Here is a 15,685-nt window from a genome sequence, read left to right as displayed (position 1 = left end):
GGCCCGCCGGCGACCGGCGTGCCCCCTCGACGGGTGGATCACATGCTGGCGACGTCGCCCTGCTTGGCGCGGACCGCCTCGGCGGCCTCCTTCAGGCTGGCCAGCTCGTCGGCGTCCAGGTCGGTCTCGACGACCCGCTTGACGCCCTCGGCGCCGATGGCGGCCTCGACACCCAGGTAGACGCCGGAGATGCCGTACTCGCCGTCGACCCAGGCGCAGACCGGCATGACCTCGCCGGAGTCCTCCGCGACGGCCTTGGCCATCCGCGCGGCGGCGGCCGACGGCGCGTAGTAGGCCGAGCCGGTCTTGAGCAGCGCGACCACCTCGGCGCCGCCGTTGCGGGTCTTGACGACCAGCTCCTCGATCTGCTCGGCCGGCATGGCCTCACGCAGCGGCTTGCCGTCGACCGTGCTCTGCGACGGCACCGGCACCATCGTGTCGCCGTGTGAGCCGAGGGTCAGCGTCTTGACCGACTTCACCGGTACGCCCAGCGCCTCGGCCACGAAGTTGGTGAACCGGGCGGTGTCCAGCATGCCGGCCTGGCCGAGCACCCGGTTCTTCGGGAACTGGGTGGCGAGCTGGGCCAGCGCGGTCATCTCGTCCAGCGGGTTGGACACCACGATCACGACGGCGTTCGGGGCGTACTTGGCGACGTTCTCGGAGACCTGGCGGACGATCTTGGCGTTCGTCTCCAGCAGGTCCATCCGGCTCATGCCCGGCTTGCGCGGCAGGCCGGCGGTGATCACCACGACGTCCGAGCCCTCGATGGCCTCGTAGCCCTCGCCGTTCGGGCCGGTGGTCGCGCCGACCACCTTGGTCTCGAAGCCCTCGATGGCACGCGACTGGTTGAGGTCCAGGGCGAGACCCGCGGGCTTGCCCTCCACGATGTCGGTGATCACGACGGTGTCGAAGACGTCGTACTCGGCCAGGCGCTGCGCGGTGGTGGAGCCGTAGAAGCCGGCCCCGACGACAGTGACCTTCTTACCCATGGTCGTCCCACTCCCTGCTACCAGTCGGTTTTCCGGACCGTATCAGTCATCCTGGCACCGAACAGGCCAGGGGCGGCGGCCATCGCCGGGATGGGGCGAACGTCACCGCCGTCCGGCTCCGGGCGGGGCCGGCCGGCGACTCAGTCGCGTTCGGCCCGCTCCACGACGTTGGTCAGCAGCATGGCGCGGGTCATCGGGCCGACGCCGCCCGGCATGGGTACCAGCTTGCCTGCGGCCTCCGCCGCCTCGGCGGCGACGTCGCCGGTGTAGCGGCCCTTGCCGTCGGGGCCGATCACCCGGGTGATGCCGACGTCGACGACCACCGCGCCCGGCGTGATCATGTCGGCGGTCAGCAGGCCGGGCACGCCGGCGGCCACGATGACGATGTCGGCGGCCCGGGTGTGCGAGGCCAGGTCGAGGGTGCCGGTGTGGCAGAGGGTCACGGTGGCGTTCTCGCTGCGCCGGGTGAGCAGCAGACCGAGCGGACGGCCGACGGTGTTGCCGCGACCGACCACGGCGACCTTGGCGCCGCGCAGCGCCACGTCGTGGCGGCGGAGCAGCTCGACGATGCCGCGCGGGGTGCAGGGCAGCGGGCCGTCGTAGCCGAGCACGAGCCGGCCGAGGTTGACCGGGTGCAGGCCGTCGGCGTCCTTGTCGGGGTCGATCAGCTCCAGCACCCGCTGGGTGTCGAGGTGGCCCGGCAGCGGGAGCTGGACGATGTAGCCGTGGCACGCCGGGTCGGCGTTCAGCTCGTCGAGCACGGCGTCGACCTGCGCCTGGGTCGCGTCGGCCGGCAGCTCCCTGCGGATCGAGGCGATCCCCACCTCGGCGCAGTCGCGGTGCTTGCCGTTGACGTACGCCTGGGAGCCGGGGTCCGCACCGACCAGGACCGTGCCGAGCCCGGGGGTGATACCGCGTTCCGCCAGTGCCTTGACCCGTGTCCGCAGCTCGTCCTTGATCTCGGCCGCGGTCGCCTTGCCGTCCAGAAGCGTCGCCGTCACGCCCAGATCGTCTCACGGTCCACGGCCGGCGATCCGACGACCCGGGCCAAGCCGGCCGCGCGACCACGAAGAGTGAGGTGCCGTTAATCACTCTGAGTCACTTCGGGGCGGGCTGGAGGCCTCCCCGATCCGGGCGGAACGGCAGCCCGCGGACCGGAACGGCACGCCCGGGACGAGCGGGCCGAGACGGGCCGACCGTCGCGAGCGGCCTCGGCGACGCCGAGAGTCTCCGCAGCGAGAGCCCACATCCGGGGCCCGACAGCCATAGCAGGTGCGGGCCGCCTCGACAAGGCTCAGGCCGGCACTCCGTTACCGGTTCGCAACCGGCTCGTTGTCGATCGCCGACCGGTGACCTACCGTTGCCCAACGTTGCGCAGCGTTAACCCAACGTCGGGCCCGACTGCGCAGCGTGAGGAGATGAGGAGGCTACATGCGTGTTCGTAGGCTCGCTGCCTGGACCGCCCTCCCGCTCGCGGTGACCCTGGGCCTGGTGGCCTGCGGCTCGGGCGGCGACGGTGGATCCGGCGAGAGCAACCCCGACGCGGCCGTGCGGATCGAGATCGCCGAGCCGCAGCACCTGGTGCCGACCAACACCAACGAGACGAGCGGCTCGCAGGTGCTCGCCGCCCTGTTCAGCCCGCTGGTCGACTACGACGAGGCCAACAAGCCCTACGAGGTGGCGGCCGAGTCAGTGACGTCCGAGGACAACACGACCTGGACGGTCAAGCTCAAGGACGGCTACACCTTCCACAACGGCGAGAAGGTCACCGCCGACAACTACCTCGACGCCTGGAACTACGGCGCGTACGCCCCCAACGGGCAGAACTCCAGCTACTTCTTCGAGAAGATCGCCGGCTACGAGGACCTGCAGGGCGAGACCCCCAAGGCCAAGACGCTCACCGGTCTGAAGAAGGTCGACGACCTGACCTTCACCGTCACGCTGTCCCAGCCGTACAGCGAGTTCCGGACCATGCTCGGCTACACCGCCTTCTACCCGATGCCGAAGGCCGCGTTCTCCGCGCCCGGCGTGCTGGCCGAGGCGTACGAGCAGGCGCCGGTCGGTCAGGGCCCGTTCAAGATGAAGGGCACCTGGCAGCACGACGCCAAGGTCGAGGTCGAGAAGTACGACGCCTTCCCCGGCGAGAAGCCGAAGGTGGCCGGCGTCGAGTTCCGGATCTACCAGCAGCCGACCGCCGCGTACGCGGACGTGCTCTCGGACAACCTGGACGTCATCAAGACCATCCCGACCGAGAACCTCTCGACGGCCGGCACCGACCTCGGTGACCGGTTCAAGCAGAGCTCCGCGTCGTCGCTCCAGGTGCTGGCCTTCCCGACGTTCCAGGAGGAGTTCAGCAACCCGGACGTGCGCAAGGCCATCTCCATGGCGATCGACCGGGACGAGATCACCAAGTCGATCTTCAAGGACTCGCAGCAGCCGGCCCGCTCGTTCGTCTCGCCGGTCGTCGCGGGCTACCGCGACAACACCATCGGCGAGGCCGGCGAGTTCGACGCGGCCAAGGCCAAGGCCCTGTACCAGGCCGCGGGCGGCCCGGCGAGGATCGAGCTGTCCTACAACGGCGACGGCGGCCACAAGGACTGGATCGACGCGACCTGCAACCAGCTCAAGACCAACCTGGGCGTGGACTGCGTGGGCACCGCCGAGCCGAAGTTCGCGGACCTGCTGACCAAGGTCAAGGCCAAGCAGCCGGTCGGCCTGTTCCGGATGGGCTGGGTCATGGACTACCCGTCCATGGAGAACTACCTGGGCCCGCTGTACAGCAGCAACGGCTCGTCGAACTACTACGGCTACGCCAACCCGGAGTTCGACAAGCTGCTCGCCGAGGGCGCCAGCGCCGCGAACGAGGACGAGGCGATCAAGAAGTACCAGGCGGCGGAGGACCTGCTGGCGGAGGACCTGCCGGTGATCCCGCTGCGGTACGGCCAGAACAACTTCGGCCACTCGACCAAGGTCACCAACGTGGAGATGGATCTCTTCGACCGGATCGACCTGCTGAAGATCGAGGCCGTCAAGTAACACCACGGCAGGACGGGTCGGGCCATCGGCGTACGGTGGCCCGACCCGCCTTCCTCTTCGCACTTTTTCCGCCAGACTGCCAAGTATGTTCCGCTTCATCCTGCGGCGTCTGCTCCAGATGGTCCTCGCGTTCTTCGGGACCACGCTGATCGTCTACGCGCTGATGTTCGCCGGCCAGGGCGATCCCATCCAGGCGCTCGCCGGCGAGCGCCCGGTCACGGCGGCGCAGCGGGCATACCTGACGGAGAAGTTCCACCTCGACCGCACCGGGGTCGGCGGCTTCTTCTACCGCTACTTCGACTACCTCAAGAACCTGCTCCAGGGTGACCTCGGGCAGTCCCTCACCGGACGCTCGATCGGCGACATCCTGGCCGCCGCCTGGCCGGTCACGGTCAAGCTGGCGCTGATCGCCATGGCGGTCACCATCCTCTTCGGGGTCACCGCCGGCGTCCTCGCCGGCATCCGGCGGGCCAGCATCTTCGACAACTCGACCCTGCTGCTGACCCTGCTGGTGCTCGGCATCCCCACGATCGTGCTCGCCCCGCTGGCGCAGTACCTCCTCGGCGTGAAGTGGCAGCTCTTCCCGCCCACCGCCGGCGCCGACCCGGACCTGTACGCGCTGCTGCTGCCGGGCATCGTGCTCGGCTCGCTCTCGCTGGCCACCGCGCTGCGGCTGACCCGAACCTCGGTGGCCGAGAACCTGCGCGCCGACTACGTCCGCACCGCCCGGTCGAAGGGGCTCGTGAAGCGGCGGATCGTCAGCGTCCACGTGCTGCGCAACTCGCTCATCCCGGTGGTCACCTTCCTCGGCGTCGAGCTGGGAAACCTGATGAGCGGCGCGATCATCACCGAGGGCGTGTTCAACATCCCCGGGGTCGGCTTCAACCTCTTCCGCGGCATCCGCACCGAGGACGGCCCGCTGGTGGTCGGCATCGTCAGCGTGCTCGTCGTGGTCTACCTCGTCTCCAACCTGGTGGTGGACGTCCTGTACGCCGTACTCGACCCGAGGATCCGCTATGAGTGAGTGCACCGGAGGAACCGGGCATGAGTGACTTCGAGACCGTCGCCGCGAGCGAGAACCAGGCCGCGCGGCGGGGGCCGTCGGGTGAGCCCGGCGCGCCGAACCAGGTGGGCGTACCGCAGAAGCCCCGCAGCCTGGCCGGCGACGCCTGGCGCGACCTGCGCCGCAAGCCGATCTTCTGGATCAGCCTCGCCCTGGTGGTGCTGGTCGCCGCCATGGCCGCCGTGCCCGGCCTGTTCACCGCGAACGACCCGCGCGACTGCGTGCTGGCCCGCCAGCACGCCGGTCCGTCCGGCGGGGCGATCTTCGGGTACGACTTCCAGGGCTGCGACACGTACTCCCGGGCGGTGTACGGCGCCCGCGCGTCGCTGCTGGTCGGCGCGCTCTCCGCGCTGCTCACCGGCCTGATCGCGCTCGCCGTGGGGATGCTGGCCGGCTACTTCGGCCGCTGGGTCGACGCGGTGCTCTCCCGGGTGATCGACATCGTCCTCGGCATCCCGCTCCTGCTCGCCGCGATCGTGCTGCTCAAGCGGGTCAACAGCGACAGCTCGGCGGTCCGGATCGGTGCGGTGATCTTCGTGCTGTCGATCCTCGGCTGGACCACGGCCGCCCGCGTCGTCCGCTCCTCGGTGATCACGGCCAAGGAGCAGGACTACGTCGCGGCGGCACGGATGCTCGGTGCCGGCGACGGCCGGATCATGCTGCGGCACATCCTGCCGAACGCGCTCGCCCCGGCGATCGTGGTGCTGACCATCGCCCTCGGCTCCTTCATCGCCGCCGAGGCCACGCTCAGCTTCCTGGGCATCGGACTCAAGGCGCCGACCATCTCCTGGGGCATCGACATCGACGCCGGCCGGGTGCACATGCGCGAGTCGGCCATCCCGCTGCTGGTTCCCTCGGTCTTCCTGGCGCTGACCGTGCTGGCGTTCATCATGCTCGGCGACGCGATCCGCGACGCCTTCGACCCGAAGCTGCGCTGACCCCGCCCACCACCGTCAAGAGCGAAAGGCGCGAACCGTGAGCCAGTCCGCCGTCCGCCCCACGCCGGCCTCCCCCACGCCCGAGGGCGGCCACCTGCTGGACGTACGGGACCTGCACGTCGAGTTCCGCACCGGCGAGGGTGTGGCCAAGGTGATCAACGGGGTGTCGTACCACCTGGATCCCGGCGAGACACTCGCCGTGCTCGGCGAGTCGGGCTCGGGCAAGTCGGTCACCGCCCAGGCGATCATGGGCATCCTCGACACTCCCCCGGCCGTGATCCGCTCCGGCGAGATCCGCTACCAGGGCCGTGACCTGCTGAAACTGCCGGAGGAGCAGCGCCGGCAGGTGCGCGGCAAGGAGATCGCCATGATCTTCCAGGACGCCCTCTCCGCGCTGAACCCGGTCTTCGGAGTGGGTTGGCAGATCGGCGAGACGCTGCGCCAGCGCGAGGGGATGTCGAAGGCCGCCGCCCGCGCGCGGGTCGTGGAGCTGATGGACCTGGTACGGATCCCCGGCGCCGCCAGCCGGCTCGGCGACTACCCGCACCAGTTCTCCGGCGGCATGCGGCAGCGCGTCATGATCGCGATGGCGCTGGCCATGAACCCGAAGGTGCTGATCGCCGACGAGCCGACCACGGCCCTGGACGTCACCGTGCAGGCCCAGATCATGGACCTGCTGGCCGACCTGCGCCGCGACCTCGACATGGCGATGATCCTGATCACGCACGACCTCGGCGTGGTCGCCGGCGTCGCGGACCGGATCGCCGTCATGTACGCCGGCCGGATCGTCGAGCACGCCGACGTCCACTCGCTGTACCGGGCGCCGGCCCACCCGTACACGAAGGGGTTGCTGGAGTCGATCCCGCGCCTCGACGTACGGGGTCAGGAGCTCTCCACGATCAGGGGGCTGCCGCCGAACCTCATGCGGATCCCGTCCGGCTGCCCGTTCCACCCCCGGTGCCCGTACGCCCAGCAGGTCTGCGTCGACGTGGTGCCGCACGACCTGGTGCTGGGCGACGGCCGGACCAGCGCGTGCCACTTCGCCCAGGAGGTCCGTGATGACAGCGCCCGCTAGCCCGACCAAGGTACGCGGCGAGACGATCCTCGCCGTCGACAACCTGGTCAAGCACTTCCCCATCCGGCAGGGCGTGCTGTTCCAGCGGCAGGTCGGCGCCGTGAAGGCCGTCGACGGCGTCAGCTTCGAGCTGCGCCGGGGCGAGACCCTCGGGGTGGTCGGCGAGTCGGGCTGCGGCAAGTCGACGCTGGCCCGGCTGCTCATGCGGCTGGAGACGCCGACCGCGGGCCGGGCCACCCTGGAGGGCAGGGACCTGTTCTCCGCCTCCGGGGCCGAGCTGCGGCGGCTGCGGCGCAACATGCAGATGGTCATGCAGGACCCGTACACCTCGCTGAACCCGCGGATGACGGTCGGCGACATCATCGGCGAGCCGTTCGAGATCCACCCGGACGCCGCGCCGAAGGGCAGCCGGCAGACCCGGGTGCGGGAGCTGCTCGACGTGGTCGGCCTGAACCCGGAGCACATGAACCGGTACCCGCACCAGTTCTCCGGCGGTCAGCGCCAGCGCATCGGCATCGCCCGCGCCCTCGCCCTGCGGCCCGAGATCATCGTCTGCGACGAGCCGGTCAGCGCCCTGGACGTGTCGATCCAGGCCCAGGTGATCAACCTGCTGGAGAAGCTCCAGGACGAGTTCGGCCTGTCGTACATCTTCATCGCGCACGACCTGTCGGTGGTCCGGCACATCTCGGACCGGGTCGCGGTCATGTACCTCGGCAAGATCGTGGAGATCGGCACCGAGGACGAGATCTACGAGCGGGCCACCCACCCGTACACGCAGGCGCTGCTCTCGGCCGTGCCGGTGCCCGACCCGGAGGCCCGCGACCAGCGCACCATGATCAGGCTCACCGGCGACGTGCCGAGCCCGGCGGACCCGCCCAGCGGCTGCCACTTCCGCACCCGCTGCTGGAAGGCCCAGGAGGTCTGCGCGACCCAGGAGCCCCACGCGGTCCCCCGCGCGGCGGACCCGCACCCCTCGGCCTGCCACTTCGCCGAACTCCGCCCCGCGCCCTGACCCACCCCGCCCCGTCCCCGTGGATCATGCAGTCGTGGTGGGCGGATCGCCGCCTTCACCCCTTTCGCGGGGCACCACAACTGCATGATCCACAAGAAGGGAGGTCGGATCAGTGGAAGAAGTGGCGGGTGGAGGTGAGGTACATGGTGACGCCGGCCTCCTTGGCGGCGGCGATCACCTCCTCGTCGCGGATCGAGCCGCCCGGCTGCACGATCGCGCGTACGCCGGCGTCGATGAGGATCTTCGGGCCGTCGGCGAACGGGAAGAACGCGTCCGAGGCGCAGACGGCCCCACGGGCCCGGTCCGCGCCGGCGCGGGCGACCGCGAGCTGCGCCGAGTCGACCCGGTTGACCTGGCCCATGCCGACGCCGACGGTCGCGCCGTCCTTGGCGAGCAGGATCGCGTTGCTCTTCACCGCGCGCACGGCCCGCCAGGCGAAGGCCAGGTCGCGCAGGGTCGCCTCGTCGGCGGCCTCACCCGTGGCCAGTCGCCAGCTGGCCGGGTCGTCGCCCTCGGCGTCGATCCGGTCGGCCACCTGCACCAGTACGCCGCCGGTGACCTGCCGCCACTCCGCCGGCAGCGGGTCGAAGGCCGGTGCGTGCAGCAGCCGGATGTTCTTCTTCGCCTGGAGGACCTCCACCGCGCCCTCGTCGAAGCCCGGCGCCACCAGCACCTCGGTGAAGATCTCCGAGACCTGCCGGGCCAGCTCGACCGAGACCGGCCGGTTGACCGCGATCACCCCGCCGTACGCGGACACCGGGTCGCAGGCGTGCGCCTTGCGGTGCGCCTCGGCCACGTCGGCGCCGACGGCGATGCCGCACGGGTTGGCGTGCTTGATGATCGCCACGGCCGGCTGGTCGGCGAAGTCGTTGGCCGCCCGCCACGCCGCGTCGGCGTCGACGTAGTTGTTGTAGGACATCTCCTTGCCGTGCAGCTGCTCGGCCTGGGCGAGCCCGGCCGGGCTGGCCGGGTCGACGTAGAGCGCGGCCGGCTGGTGCGGGTTCTCGCCGTAGCGCAGCACCGCCTGCCGGCGCAGCGACAGCCCGGCGAAGTCCGGCCAGCCGTTCTCCTCGGGCGCGAGCGTGGTGGCGCACCACTCGGCCACCGCGACGTCGTACTCGGCGATGACGGCGAAGGCGCGGGCGGCCAGCACCCGCCGCTGGGCCAGCGTGAAGCCGCCCCCGTCGAGCGCGGCGAGCAGCGCCGGGTACGCGGCAGGGTCGGTGACCACGGCGACCGAGGCGTGGTTCTTTGCGGCGGCCCGGACCATGGCCGGCCCACCGATGTCGATCTGCTCGACGCACTCCTCGACGCCCGCGCCGGAGGCGACCGTGGCCTGGAACGGGTAGAGGTTGGACACCAGCAGGTCGATACCGGCGATGCCGTGCTCGTCGAGCTGGGCGACGTGGGTGTCCTTGCGCAGGTCGGCGAGGAGCCCGCCGTGCACCTTCGGGTGCAGCGTCTTGACCCGCCCGTCGAGGATCTCCGGGAAGCCGGTCACCGTCTCCACCGGGGTCACCGGCACGTCCGCGCCCGCGATCGCCGAGGCCGTGCTGCCGGTCGAGACGATCTCCACCCCGGCCGCGTGCAGCGCCCGGGCCAGCTCGACCAGGCCGGTCTTGTCGTAGACGCTGACCAGCGCCCGCCTGATCGGGCGGCGTTCGTCCTGAGTGGAACTCACGGAACCGTGACCTTTCTTCCGGTGATCGTCCAACCTTCGCGGACCAGGCGGCCCACCTGCTCGACGAGCTGGCGCCGCTCGGCTTCCTTGATGCGCTCGGTGAGCGTCTCGACGTCGTCGTCGTCGTGCACCGGCACCGCGACCTGCGCGACGATCGGGCCGGTGTCCATGCCGGCGTCGACGAAGAAGAGGGTGGCCCCGGTGACCTTCACGCCGTAGGCGAGGGCGTCGCGCGGGCCGTGGATGCCGGGGAACGCCGGCAGCAGCGTGTTGTGCGTGTTCAGGTAGCGGTCGCCGAAGGCGGCCAGGAAGCGCGGGCCGACCAGCTTGAGGAAGCCGGCGGAGACGACCAGGTCGGGCCGGTGTCCGGCGACGCGGGCGGTCAGCGCCGCGTCCCAGTCCTCGCGGGTGGGGTGGTCGGCGACCCGCTCGACGAAGGTCGGCACCCCGGCTGCGGCGGCCCGGTCCAGGCCCGCGATGCCGTCCCGGTCGGCGCCGACGGCCACCACCCGGGCCCCGTACGCCGGATCGGCGCCGGCGTCGAGCAGTGCCTGGAGGTTGCTTCCGGAGCCGGAGACGAGGACGACGATGCGGGCGACGGACGCGGGCTCGGTCACCGGGCCACCCTATCGGGCCTGCCGTCGGGTCCATCCGCTGGGCATTGCGACATTCACCGACGACGCGAATGGCCCGGACCAGGTACGCTGCCGGTCGCTCGGGCCCGGCGCGCGTCCGGCCCGCACCCGTCAGTGATCCGACGCCCCGCAGGGTGTCGAGTGGAATGAGGAGTACGCCGAGATGCAGCCCGGATACCAGCCGCAGCAGCCGCAGATCAACAACAACATGACGATGTCGATCGTCGCCATCTTCCTCTTCTGGCCGCTGGCCATCCCGGCGATCATCAACGCCTCCAAGGTGAACCCGCTGCTCCAGCAGGGTGACTACGCCGGGGCTCAGGCCGCCGCCGCCGAGTCGAAGAAGTGGTCCAAGTGGGCCCTCATCGTCGGCATCAGCTGGTACGTGATCGTGCTCATCTGCTGCCTGCTGGGTGGGCTCGCCGGCGTCATGGGCGGCGACACGTCCACCAGCAGCTACTGACAGATCGGACGAGGAGTCGCATGCAGCCCGGTTACCCCGGACAGGATCCGTACGGCCAGCAGCCGCACCAGGATCCGACCGCGCCGCACCACGATCCGTACGCCCCGCCCCCGGCGGCGCCGTACGGTCAGCAGCCCACCTCCGGGCAGCCGAACGACCCGTACGCCGCACCGCAGGATCCGTACGGCCAGCAGAACCCGTACGGCCAGCAGGACCCCTACGGGCAGCCGCCCACGTCGGGTCAGCCCTACGGGCAGCAGCCGATCTCCGGCCAGCCGGCGTCCGGCCAGCCCTACGGGCAACAGCCGTACCAGGACCCCTACGGGCAACAGCCGTACCAGGACCCCTACGGCCAGCAGGCGTACCCGCCGCCGCCCATGTATCCCAACGCGGGGTTCGCCGCGAAGGGGCCGGGGCAGCAGCAGAACACCCTCGGCCTGGTGTCCATGATCCTCGGCATCGCGTCGATCCCGCTGGTCTGCTGCTACCTCGGCATCCCGCTGGGCCTCGGTGCGCTGGTGACCGGGTGGCTGGGCAAGCAGAAGGCCGCCCAGGGGCTGGCCGACAACAACGGTCAGGCCCTCGCCGGCATGATCTGCGGCGCCATCGGCGTCGTGCTCGGCCTGCTCCAGATCGTCTTCCTGGGCTTCAGCCTGACACTGCCCAACCAGCCCTGACCGGCATGCGACAGGGGCGTCCCGGCTCGTCCGGGGCGCCCCTTCGGCGTCTGCCGGGTCTCCGCGTCTGCCGGCCCTCAGCGGGACGCGCGGGACAGCACCCGGGTCGCGGCGGCACCGAGCAGCGCCCCGGCGGCGACGACCGCGGTGGCCACCGCCGCCACCTGCCAGGCGACGGGCCCCACCTCGGCCAGCCGGCCACCGCCGAGCGATCCGGCGGAGCCGGCTGCGGCGGCGCCCAGCAGCAGACCGGCCACCGGGCCGGCGATCGCCGCCGGCCCGAGCAGCGGCCCCCAGCGCAGCGGTGTCCGCTCGTCGGCGGCGAGCCGGAGCAGCCGGCGGGCGAGCAGCCAACCCGCGGCCATCCCGGCGAGGACCGGCACCGCGAGCAGCCCGGCCCCGAGCCCGTCGACCGGCCCGCGCGGCAGCCCGGCCAGCAGCGGTACGGCCGGCAGCGCCCCGACGGAGACCTCGCTGGTGCGTACCGCCGTGTCGGTGCCGACGGCGAACCCCGGACCGAGCAGGTAGCTGACCGCCCAGATCGCGGCGTTGGGCGCGTAGGCGAGGCTGACCAGCGTGATCCCGGCCTGGCCGGCGACCCCGGTGCGGTAGGCCCCGATCAGGTCGGCGGCGTCGCCGCCCCCAATGGCCACGGCGAGCCCCGCCGCACCGGCCCCCGCGCCGAGGAGCAGCAGCGCGGCCACCAGCCCGGTGCGGATCCCGTCGCGCAGCGGCACCGGGGACCGCACGGCGAGCAGGCCGGCCACGTGCGTCGTCCGGGCCGAGCCGACGAGGGCCCCGAGCGTGCCGAGCACCACGAGGGTCAGTCCGGCGCGCACCGGTGACGCGCCGGCCAGGACCGCGCCGAGCACCCCGAGCAACGCGTACGCGACGCCGACCGCGACGGCGGCGAGGAGCGCCTGCCGGGGCGACCGCCCGCCCCGCGCGCCGATGGCCCGGCTCGCGTGCACGCCCGCCCTGGTCAGCCGCCAGAGCACCAGCGCGGTCAGCGCCAGCGGGGCCAGCCCGAGCGGGCCGGCGGGGGTGTCCAGCGGGACGCCGTGCCCGAGCAGCCAGCCGGCCAGCCCGGCGCGCAGCGCGCCCGGCACGGAGGCGGCGCCCTCGCTGAGCTGGAACAGCCAGAGCACGAGCGCGACCGGCAGCCACGAGGTGAGCGCCGCCCACCCGGCGGCGACCCCGGCGGCGACGACGAGCGGCGCACGGCTGCGGCGCGGCTCGCCGGCGCGCGGCGCGGGCACCCGTCGACCCCGCCCGACGGGCGCGGCCGGGCGGGCGCCGGGGCCGGCGTCGACGCCGGGACGGCTGGGCTGATCAGGGGTGACGGAGGACATCGCGTCTACTCTGGCATGCCGGGTCGATGGTGGCAGTCCGATACCGCCCCGCAGGGGCAACGAGTTCCGTGATCCACCGTCTTCAGCCCTCGTTCCGGTCTAGCGTCAGGCGCAGGGACGCGATCGAGAGTCGCGGCACCGACGCCCGGAGGAGAGTCGTGAACACTCCGTATCCGCCGCCCCCACCACCACCGGCTGCAGCCGGCAGCGACCGCACGGTGCTCTGGGGCGTGCTCGGCATCATCCTCGGCCTGCTGTGCTGCGGCATCCTGGGGATCGTCTTCGGTTACCTGTCGATCCGGGACGCCAAGCGCTACGGCCAGTCGCCCGTGCTCGGCTACCTGGCGATCGCGTTCGGCGTACTGAACATCGTCGGCAGCGGCATCCTCTGGGCCGGCGGCAACTACCCGCTCTACAACGACTGAGGCCGACCGGCCCACGACGACCGGAGGGCCGACCGCGAACGGTCGGCCCTCCGGTCGTACGTCAGTCGGGCTCAGCCCGCGGACATGATCTCCCGCATGAGCTTGGCGGTCTCGGTCGGGGTCTTGCCGACCTTGACGCCGACGGCCTCCAGCGCGCTCTTCTTGGCGTCGGCGGTGCCCGCCGAGCCGGAGATGATCGCACCGGCGTGGCCCATGGTCTTGCCGGGCGGCGCGGTGAAGCCGGCGATGTAGCCGACCACCGGCTTGGTCACGTTCGCCTTGATGAACTCGGCGGCCCGCTCCTCGGCGTCGCCACCGATCTCACCGATCATGACGATCGCGTCGGTGTCGGGGTCGGCCTCGAACGCGGCGAGCGCGTCGATGTGGGTGGTGCCGATGATCGGGTCACCGCCGATGCCGACGCAGGTCGAGAAGCCGATGTCGCGCAGCTCGTACATCATCTGGTAGGTCAGCGTGCCGCTCTTGCTGACCAGGCCGATGCGGCCGGTGCCGGTGATGTCGGCCGGGATGATGCCGGCGTTGGACGCGCCCGGCGAGGCGATGCCCGGGCAGTTCGGGCCGATGATCCGGGTCCGCTCCCCCTTGGCGACGTTGTACGCCCAGAACGCGGCGGTGTCGTGCACCGGCACGCCCTCGGTGATCACCACGGCCAGGTCGATCCCGGCGTCGATCGCCTCGACGACCGCGCCCTTGGTGAACTGCGGCGGTACGAAGATCACGGTCACGTCGGCACCGGTCTGCGCCATCGCGTCCGCGACGCTGGCGAAGACCGGCAGCTCGGTGCCGTCGAAGTCGACCGTCTGGCCCGCCTTGCGCGGGTTGACGCCGCCGACGACGTTGGTGCCCGCGGCGAGCATCCGCCGGGTGTGCTTGGAACCCTCGGAACCGGTCATCCCCTGGACGATGACCTTCGAGTCCTTGGTCAGCCAGATAGCCATTGTCAGACCCCCGCAGCCGCCAGCTCGGCGGCCCGCTCGGCCGCGCCATCCATCGTGTCGACCCGCTGGACCAGCGGGTTGTTCGCGCCGTCGAGGATCGCCCGGCCGGCCTCGGCGTTGTTGCCGTCGAGGCGGACGACCAGCGGCTTGGTGACCTGCTCGCCGCGCTGCTCGAGCAGGGCCAGCGCCTGCACGATGCCGTTGGCGACCTCGTCGCAGGCGGTGATGCCGCCGAAGACGTTGACGAAGACGCTCTTCACCGACGGGTCGGACAGGACGATCTCCAGCCCGTTCGCCATCACGGCGGCGCTCGCGCCGCCGCCGATGTCGAGGAAGTTGGCCGGCTTGACGCCGCCGTGCCGCTCACCGGCGTACGCGACCACGTCGAGGGTCGACATGACCAGACCGGCGCCGTTGCCGATGATGCCGACCTCGCCGTCGAGCTTGACGTAGTTGAGGTCCTTCTCCTTGGCGGCCTGCTCCAGCGGGTCCACGGCGGCCTGGTCGACCAGCGCCTCGTGGTCCGGGTGCCGGAACGCGGCGTTCTCGTCGAGGGTGACCTTGGCGTCGAGCAGCAGCAGCTTGCCCTCGCCGGTCTTGGCCAGCGGGTTCACCTCGACCAGCGTGGCGTCCTCGGCGACGAAGGCCTTCCACAGCCCCACGGCGACCTTGACGACCTGGTCGGCGACCTCGGCCGGGAAGTTGGCGGCGGTGACGATCTCGCGCGCCTTCGCCTCGTCGACGCCGGTGTTGGCGTCGATCGGAGCCTTGACGACCTTCTCCGGGGTCTCGGCGGCGACCTGCTCGATGTCCATTCCACCCGCGACGCTGGCGATGCAGAGGAAGGTGCGGTTCGCCCGGTCGAGCAGGTAGGAGAAGTAGTACTCCTCGGCCACGTCCGCGGTCACGGTGATCATGACCTTGTGGACGGTGTGGCCCTTGATGTCCATGCCCAGGATGTCGGTGGCGCGGGCCACCGTCTCCTCGGCGCCCTCGGCCAGCTTCACGCCGCCGGCCTTGCCTCGGCCACCGACCTTCACCTGCGCCTTGACGACCACCCGACCGCCGAGGCGTTCGGCGATCGCGCGGGCCTCCTCCGGGGTCGTGGCGACGCCGCCGGCGAGCACGGGCAAGCCGTGCCGCTCGAACAGGTCCCGCCCCTGGTACTCGTACAGGTCCACGTTTGCGCGTCCCGTCCCGTCTCCGCGGCGCGCCGTCGCGCCGCCACCAGCGTTATGGAAAACAGTTTGACGCCTGTCATCACTTGACACAGGCCATTGGGCGCAGCCTAGCGAGGTGGACACCGCCGGCAACCGAGCGGGTGCGCGTTGTGTGGTAATGCACATTCGGCGGCGTCACGTGGCCTTTTCGCGACTTCGG

The 15,685-nt window shown here is 71.5% G+C and carries 15 protein-coding genes; 8 read left to right on the top strand and 7 right to left on the bottom strand.

From position 1 onward, the window contains the following. Positions 1 to 38: 38 nt before the first annotated feature. Both mdh and GA0070610_RS02185 read right to left on the bottom strand, forming a co-directional pair. Positions 39 to 989: a malate dehydrogenase gene (gene mdh, locus GA0070610_RS02190; RefSeq protein ID WP_088998471.1), complete on the bottom strand. Its 951-nt coding sequence runs from the start codon at positions 987 to 989 to the stop codon at positions 39 to 41. A gap of 140 nt (positions 990 to 1,129) precedes the next feature. Next, complete coding sequence (locus GA0070610_RS02185) at positions 1,130 to 1,990, bottom strand: bifunctional methylenetetrahydrofolate dehydrogenase/methenyltetrahydrofolate cyclohydrolase (RefSeq protein WP_088998470.1); 861 nt, start codon at positions 1,988 to 1,990, stop codon at positions 1,130 to 1,132. Positions 1,991 to 2,420: 430 nt separating this feature from the next. Between GA0070610_RS02185 and GA0070610_RS02180 the strand changes: the two genes are divergently transcribed. From GA0070610_RS02180 to GA0070610_RS02160, 5 genes are all read left to right on the top strand, one after another. Further along, a complete protein-coding gene (locus GA0070610_RS02180; protein ID WP_088998469.1) occupies positions 2,421 to 4,025 on the top strand; it encodes a peptide ABC transporter substrate-binding protein in 1,605 nt (534 codons plus the stop codon). Between the two features lie 85 nt (positions 4,026 to 4,110). Beyond that, on the top strand, positions 4,111 to 5,049 hold the full coding sequence (locus GA0070610_RS02175; protein ID WP_088998468.1) for an ABC transporter permease: 939 nt from the start codon (positions 4,111 to 4,113) through the stop codon (positions 5,047 to 5,049). 20 nt (positions 5,050 to 5,069) lie between these two features. Further along, positions 5,070 to 6,026 carry an ABC transporter permease gene (locus GA0070610_RS02170; protein WP_088998467.1) on the top strand — a complete coding sequence of 319 codons (957 nt, stop codon included), beginning with the start codon at positions 5,070 to 5,072 and terminating at the stop codon, positions 6,024 to 6,026. Between the two features lie 37 nt (positions 6,027 to 6,063). Beyond that, a complete protein-coding gene (locus GA0070610_RS02165) occupies positions 6,064 to 7,101 on the top strand; it encodes an ABC transporter ATP-binding protein (RefSeq protein WP_088998466.1) in 1,038 nt (345 codons plus the stop codon). Next, positions 7,085 to 8,113 (top strand): ABC transporter ATP-binding protein, encoded by a 1,029-nt coding sequence (locus GA0070610_RS02160; RefSeq protein ID WP_088998465.1) that lies wholly within the window; start codon positions 7,085 to 7,087, stop codon positions 8,111 to 8,113. Before GA0070610_RS02165 ends, GA0070610_RS02160 begins: the two co-directional genes overlap by 17 nt. Before the next feature lie 109 nt (positions 8,114 to 8,222). Here the strand turns inward: GA0070610_RS02160 and purH are convergent, their stop codons facing one another. Both purH and purN read right to left on the bottom strand, forming a co-directional pair. Continuing rightward, on the bottom strand, positions 8,223 to 9,794 hold the full coding sequence (gene purH / locus GA0070610_RS02155) for a bifunctional phosphoribosylaminoimidazolecarboxamide formyltransferase/IMP cyclohydrolase (RefSeq protein ID WP_088998464.1): 1,572 nt from the start codon (positions 9,792 to 9,794) through the stop codon (positions 8,223 to 8,225). Further along, entirely contained in the window at positions 9,791 to 10,411 is a 621-nt protein-coding gene (gene purN / locus GA0070610_RS02150; protein ID WP_088998463.1) for a phosphoribosylglycinamide formyltransferase, read from the bottom strand. Before purN ends, purH begins: the two co-directional genes overlap by 4 nt. 181 nt (positions 10,412 to 10,592) lie before the next feature. Here purN and GA0070610_RS02145 point away from each other — a divergent pair, with 181 nt between their 5' ends. After that, the gene (locus GA0070610_RS02145) at positions 10,593 to 10,892 is read left to right on the top strand and encodes a CD225/dispanin family protein (RefSeq protein WP_088998462.1); all 300 of its coding nucleotides are present in this window, start codon (positions 10,593 to 10,595) and stop codon (positions 10,890 to 10,892) included. 20 nt (positions 10,893 to 10,912) lie between these two features. Further along, entirely contained in the window at positions 10,913 to 11,569 is a 657-nt protein-coding gene (locus tag GA0070610_RS02140; protein WP_088998461.1) for a DUF4190 domain-containing protein, read from the top strand. Between the two features lie 77 nt (positions 11,570 to 11,646). Here the strand turns inward: GA0070610_RS02140 and GA0070610_RS02135 are convergent, their stop codons facing one another. After that, a complete protein-coding gene (locus GA0070610_RS02135) occupies positions 11,647 to 12,921 on the bottom strand; it encodes a cell division protein PerM (RefSeq protein ID WP_088998460.1) in 1,275 nt (424 codons plus the stop codon). Positions 12,922 to 13,079: 158 nt separating this feature from the next. On the opposite strand from GA0070610_RS02135, the gene GA0070610_RS02130 reads away from it, so the two are divergent. Next, positions 13,080 to 13,346 (top strand): hypothetical protein, encoded by a 267-nt coding sequence (locus GA0070610_RS02130; RefSeq protein WP_088998459.1) that lies wholly within the window; start codon positions 13,080 to 13,082, stop codon positions 13,344 to 13,346. A gap of 71 nt (positions 13,347 to 13,417) precedes the next feature. Here the strand turns inward: GA0070610_RS02130 and sucD are convergent, their stop codons facing one another. Next, entirely contained in the window at positions 13,418 to 14,305 is an 888-nt protein-coding gene (sucD, locus tag GA0070610_RS02125; protein ID WP_088998458.1) for a succinate--CoA ligase subunit alpha, read from the bottom strand. Between the two features lie 2 nt (positions 14,306 to 14,307). Beyond that, a complete protein-coding gene (gene sucC, locus GA0070610_RS02120) occupies positions 14,308 to 15,486 on the bottom strand; it encodes an ADP-forming succinate--CoA ligase subunit beta (protein ID WP_088998457.1) in 1,179 nt (392 codons plus the stop codon). Positions 15,487 to 15,685: the final 199 nt, after the last annotated feature.

The sequence above is a fragment of the Micromonospora echinofusca genome, from assembly GCF_900091445.1.
GTDB lineage: Bacteria > Actinomycetota > Actinomycetes > Mycobacteriales > Micromonosporaceae > Micromonospora > Micromonospora echinofusca.
The sequence above is the reverse complement of the archived record's forward strand: the minus strand, read 5'-3'. Positions and strand labels throughout refer to the sequence as shown.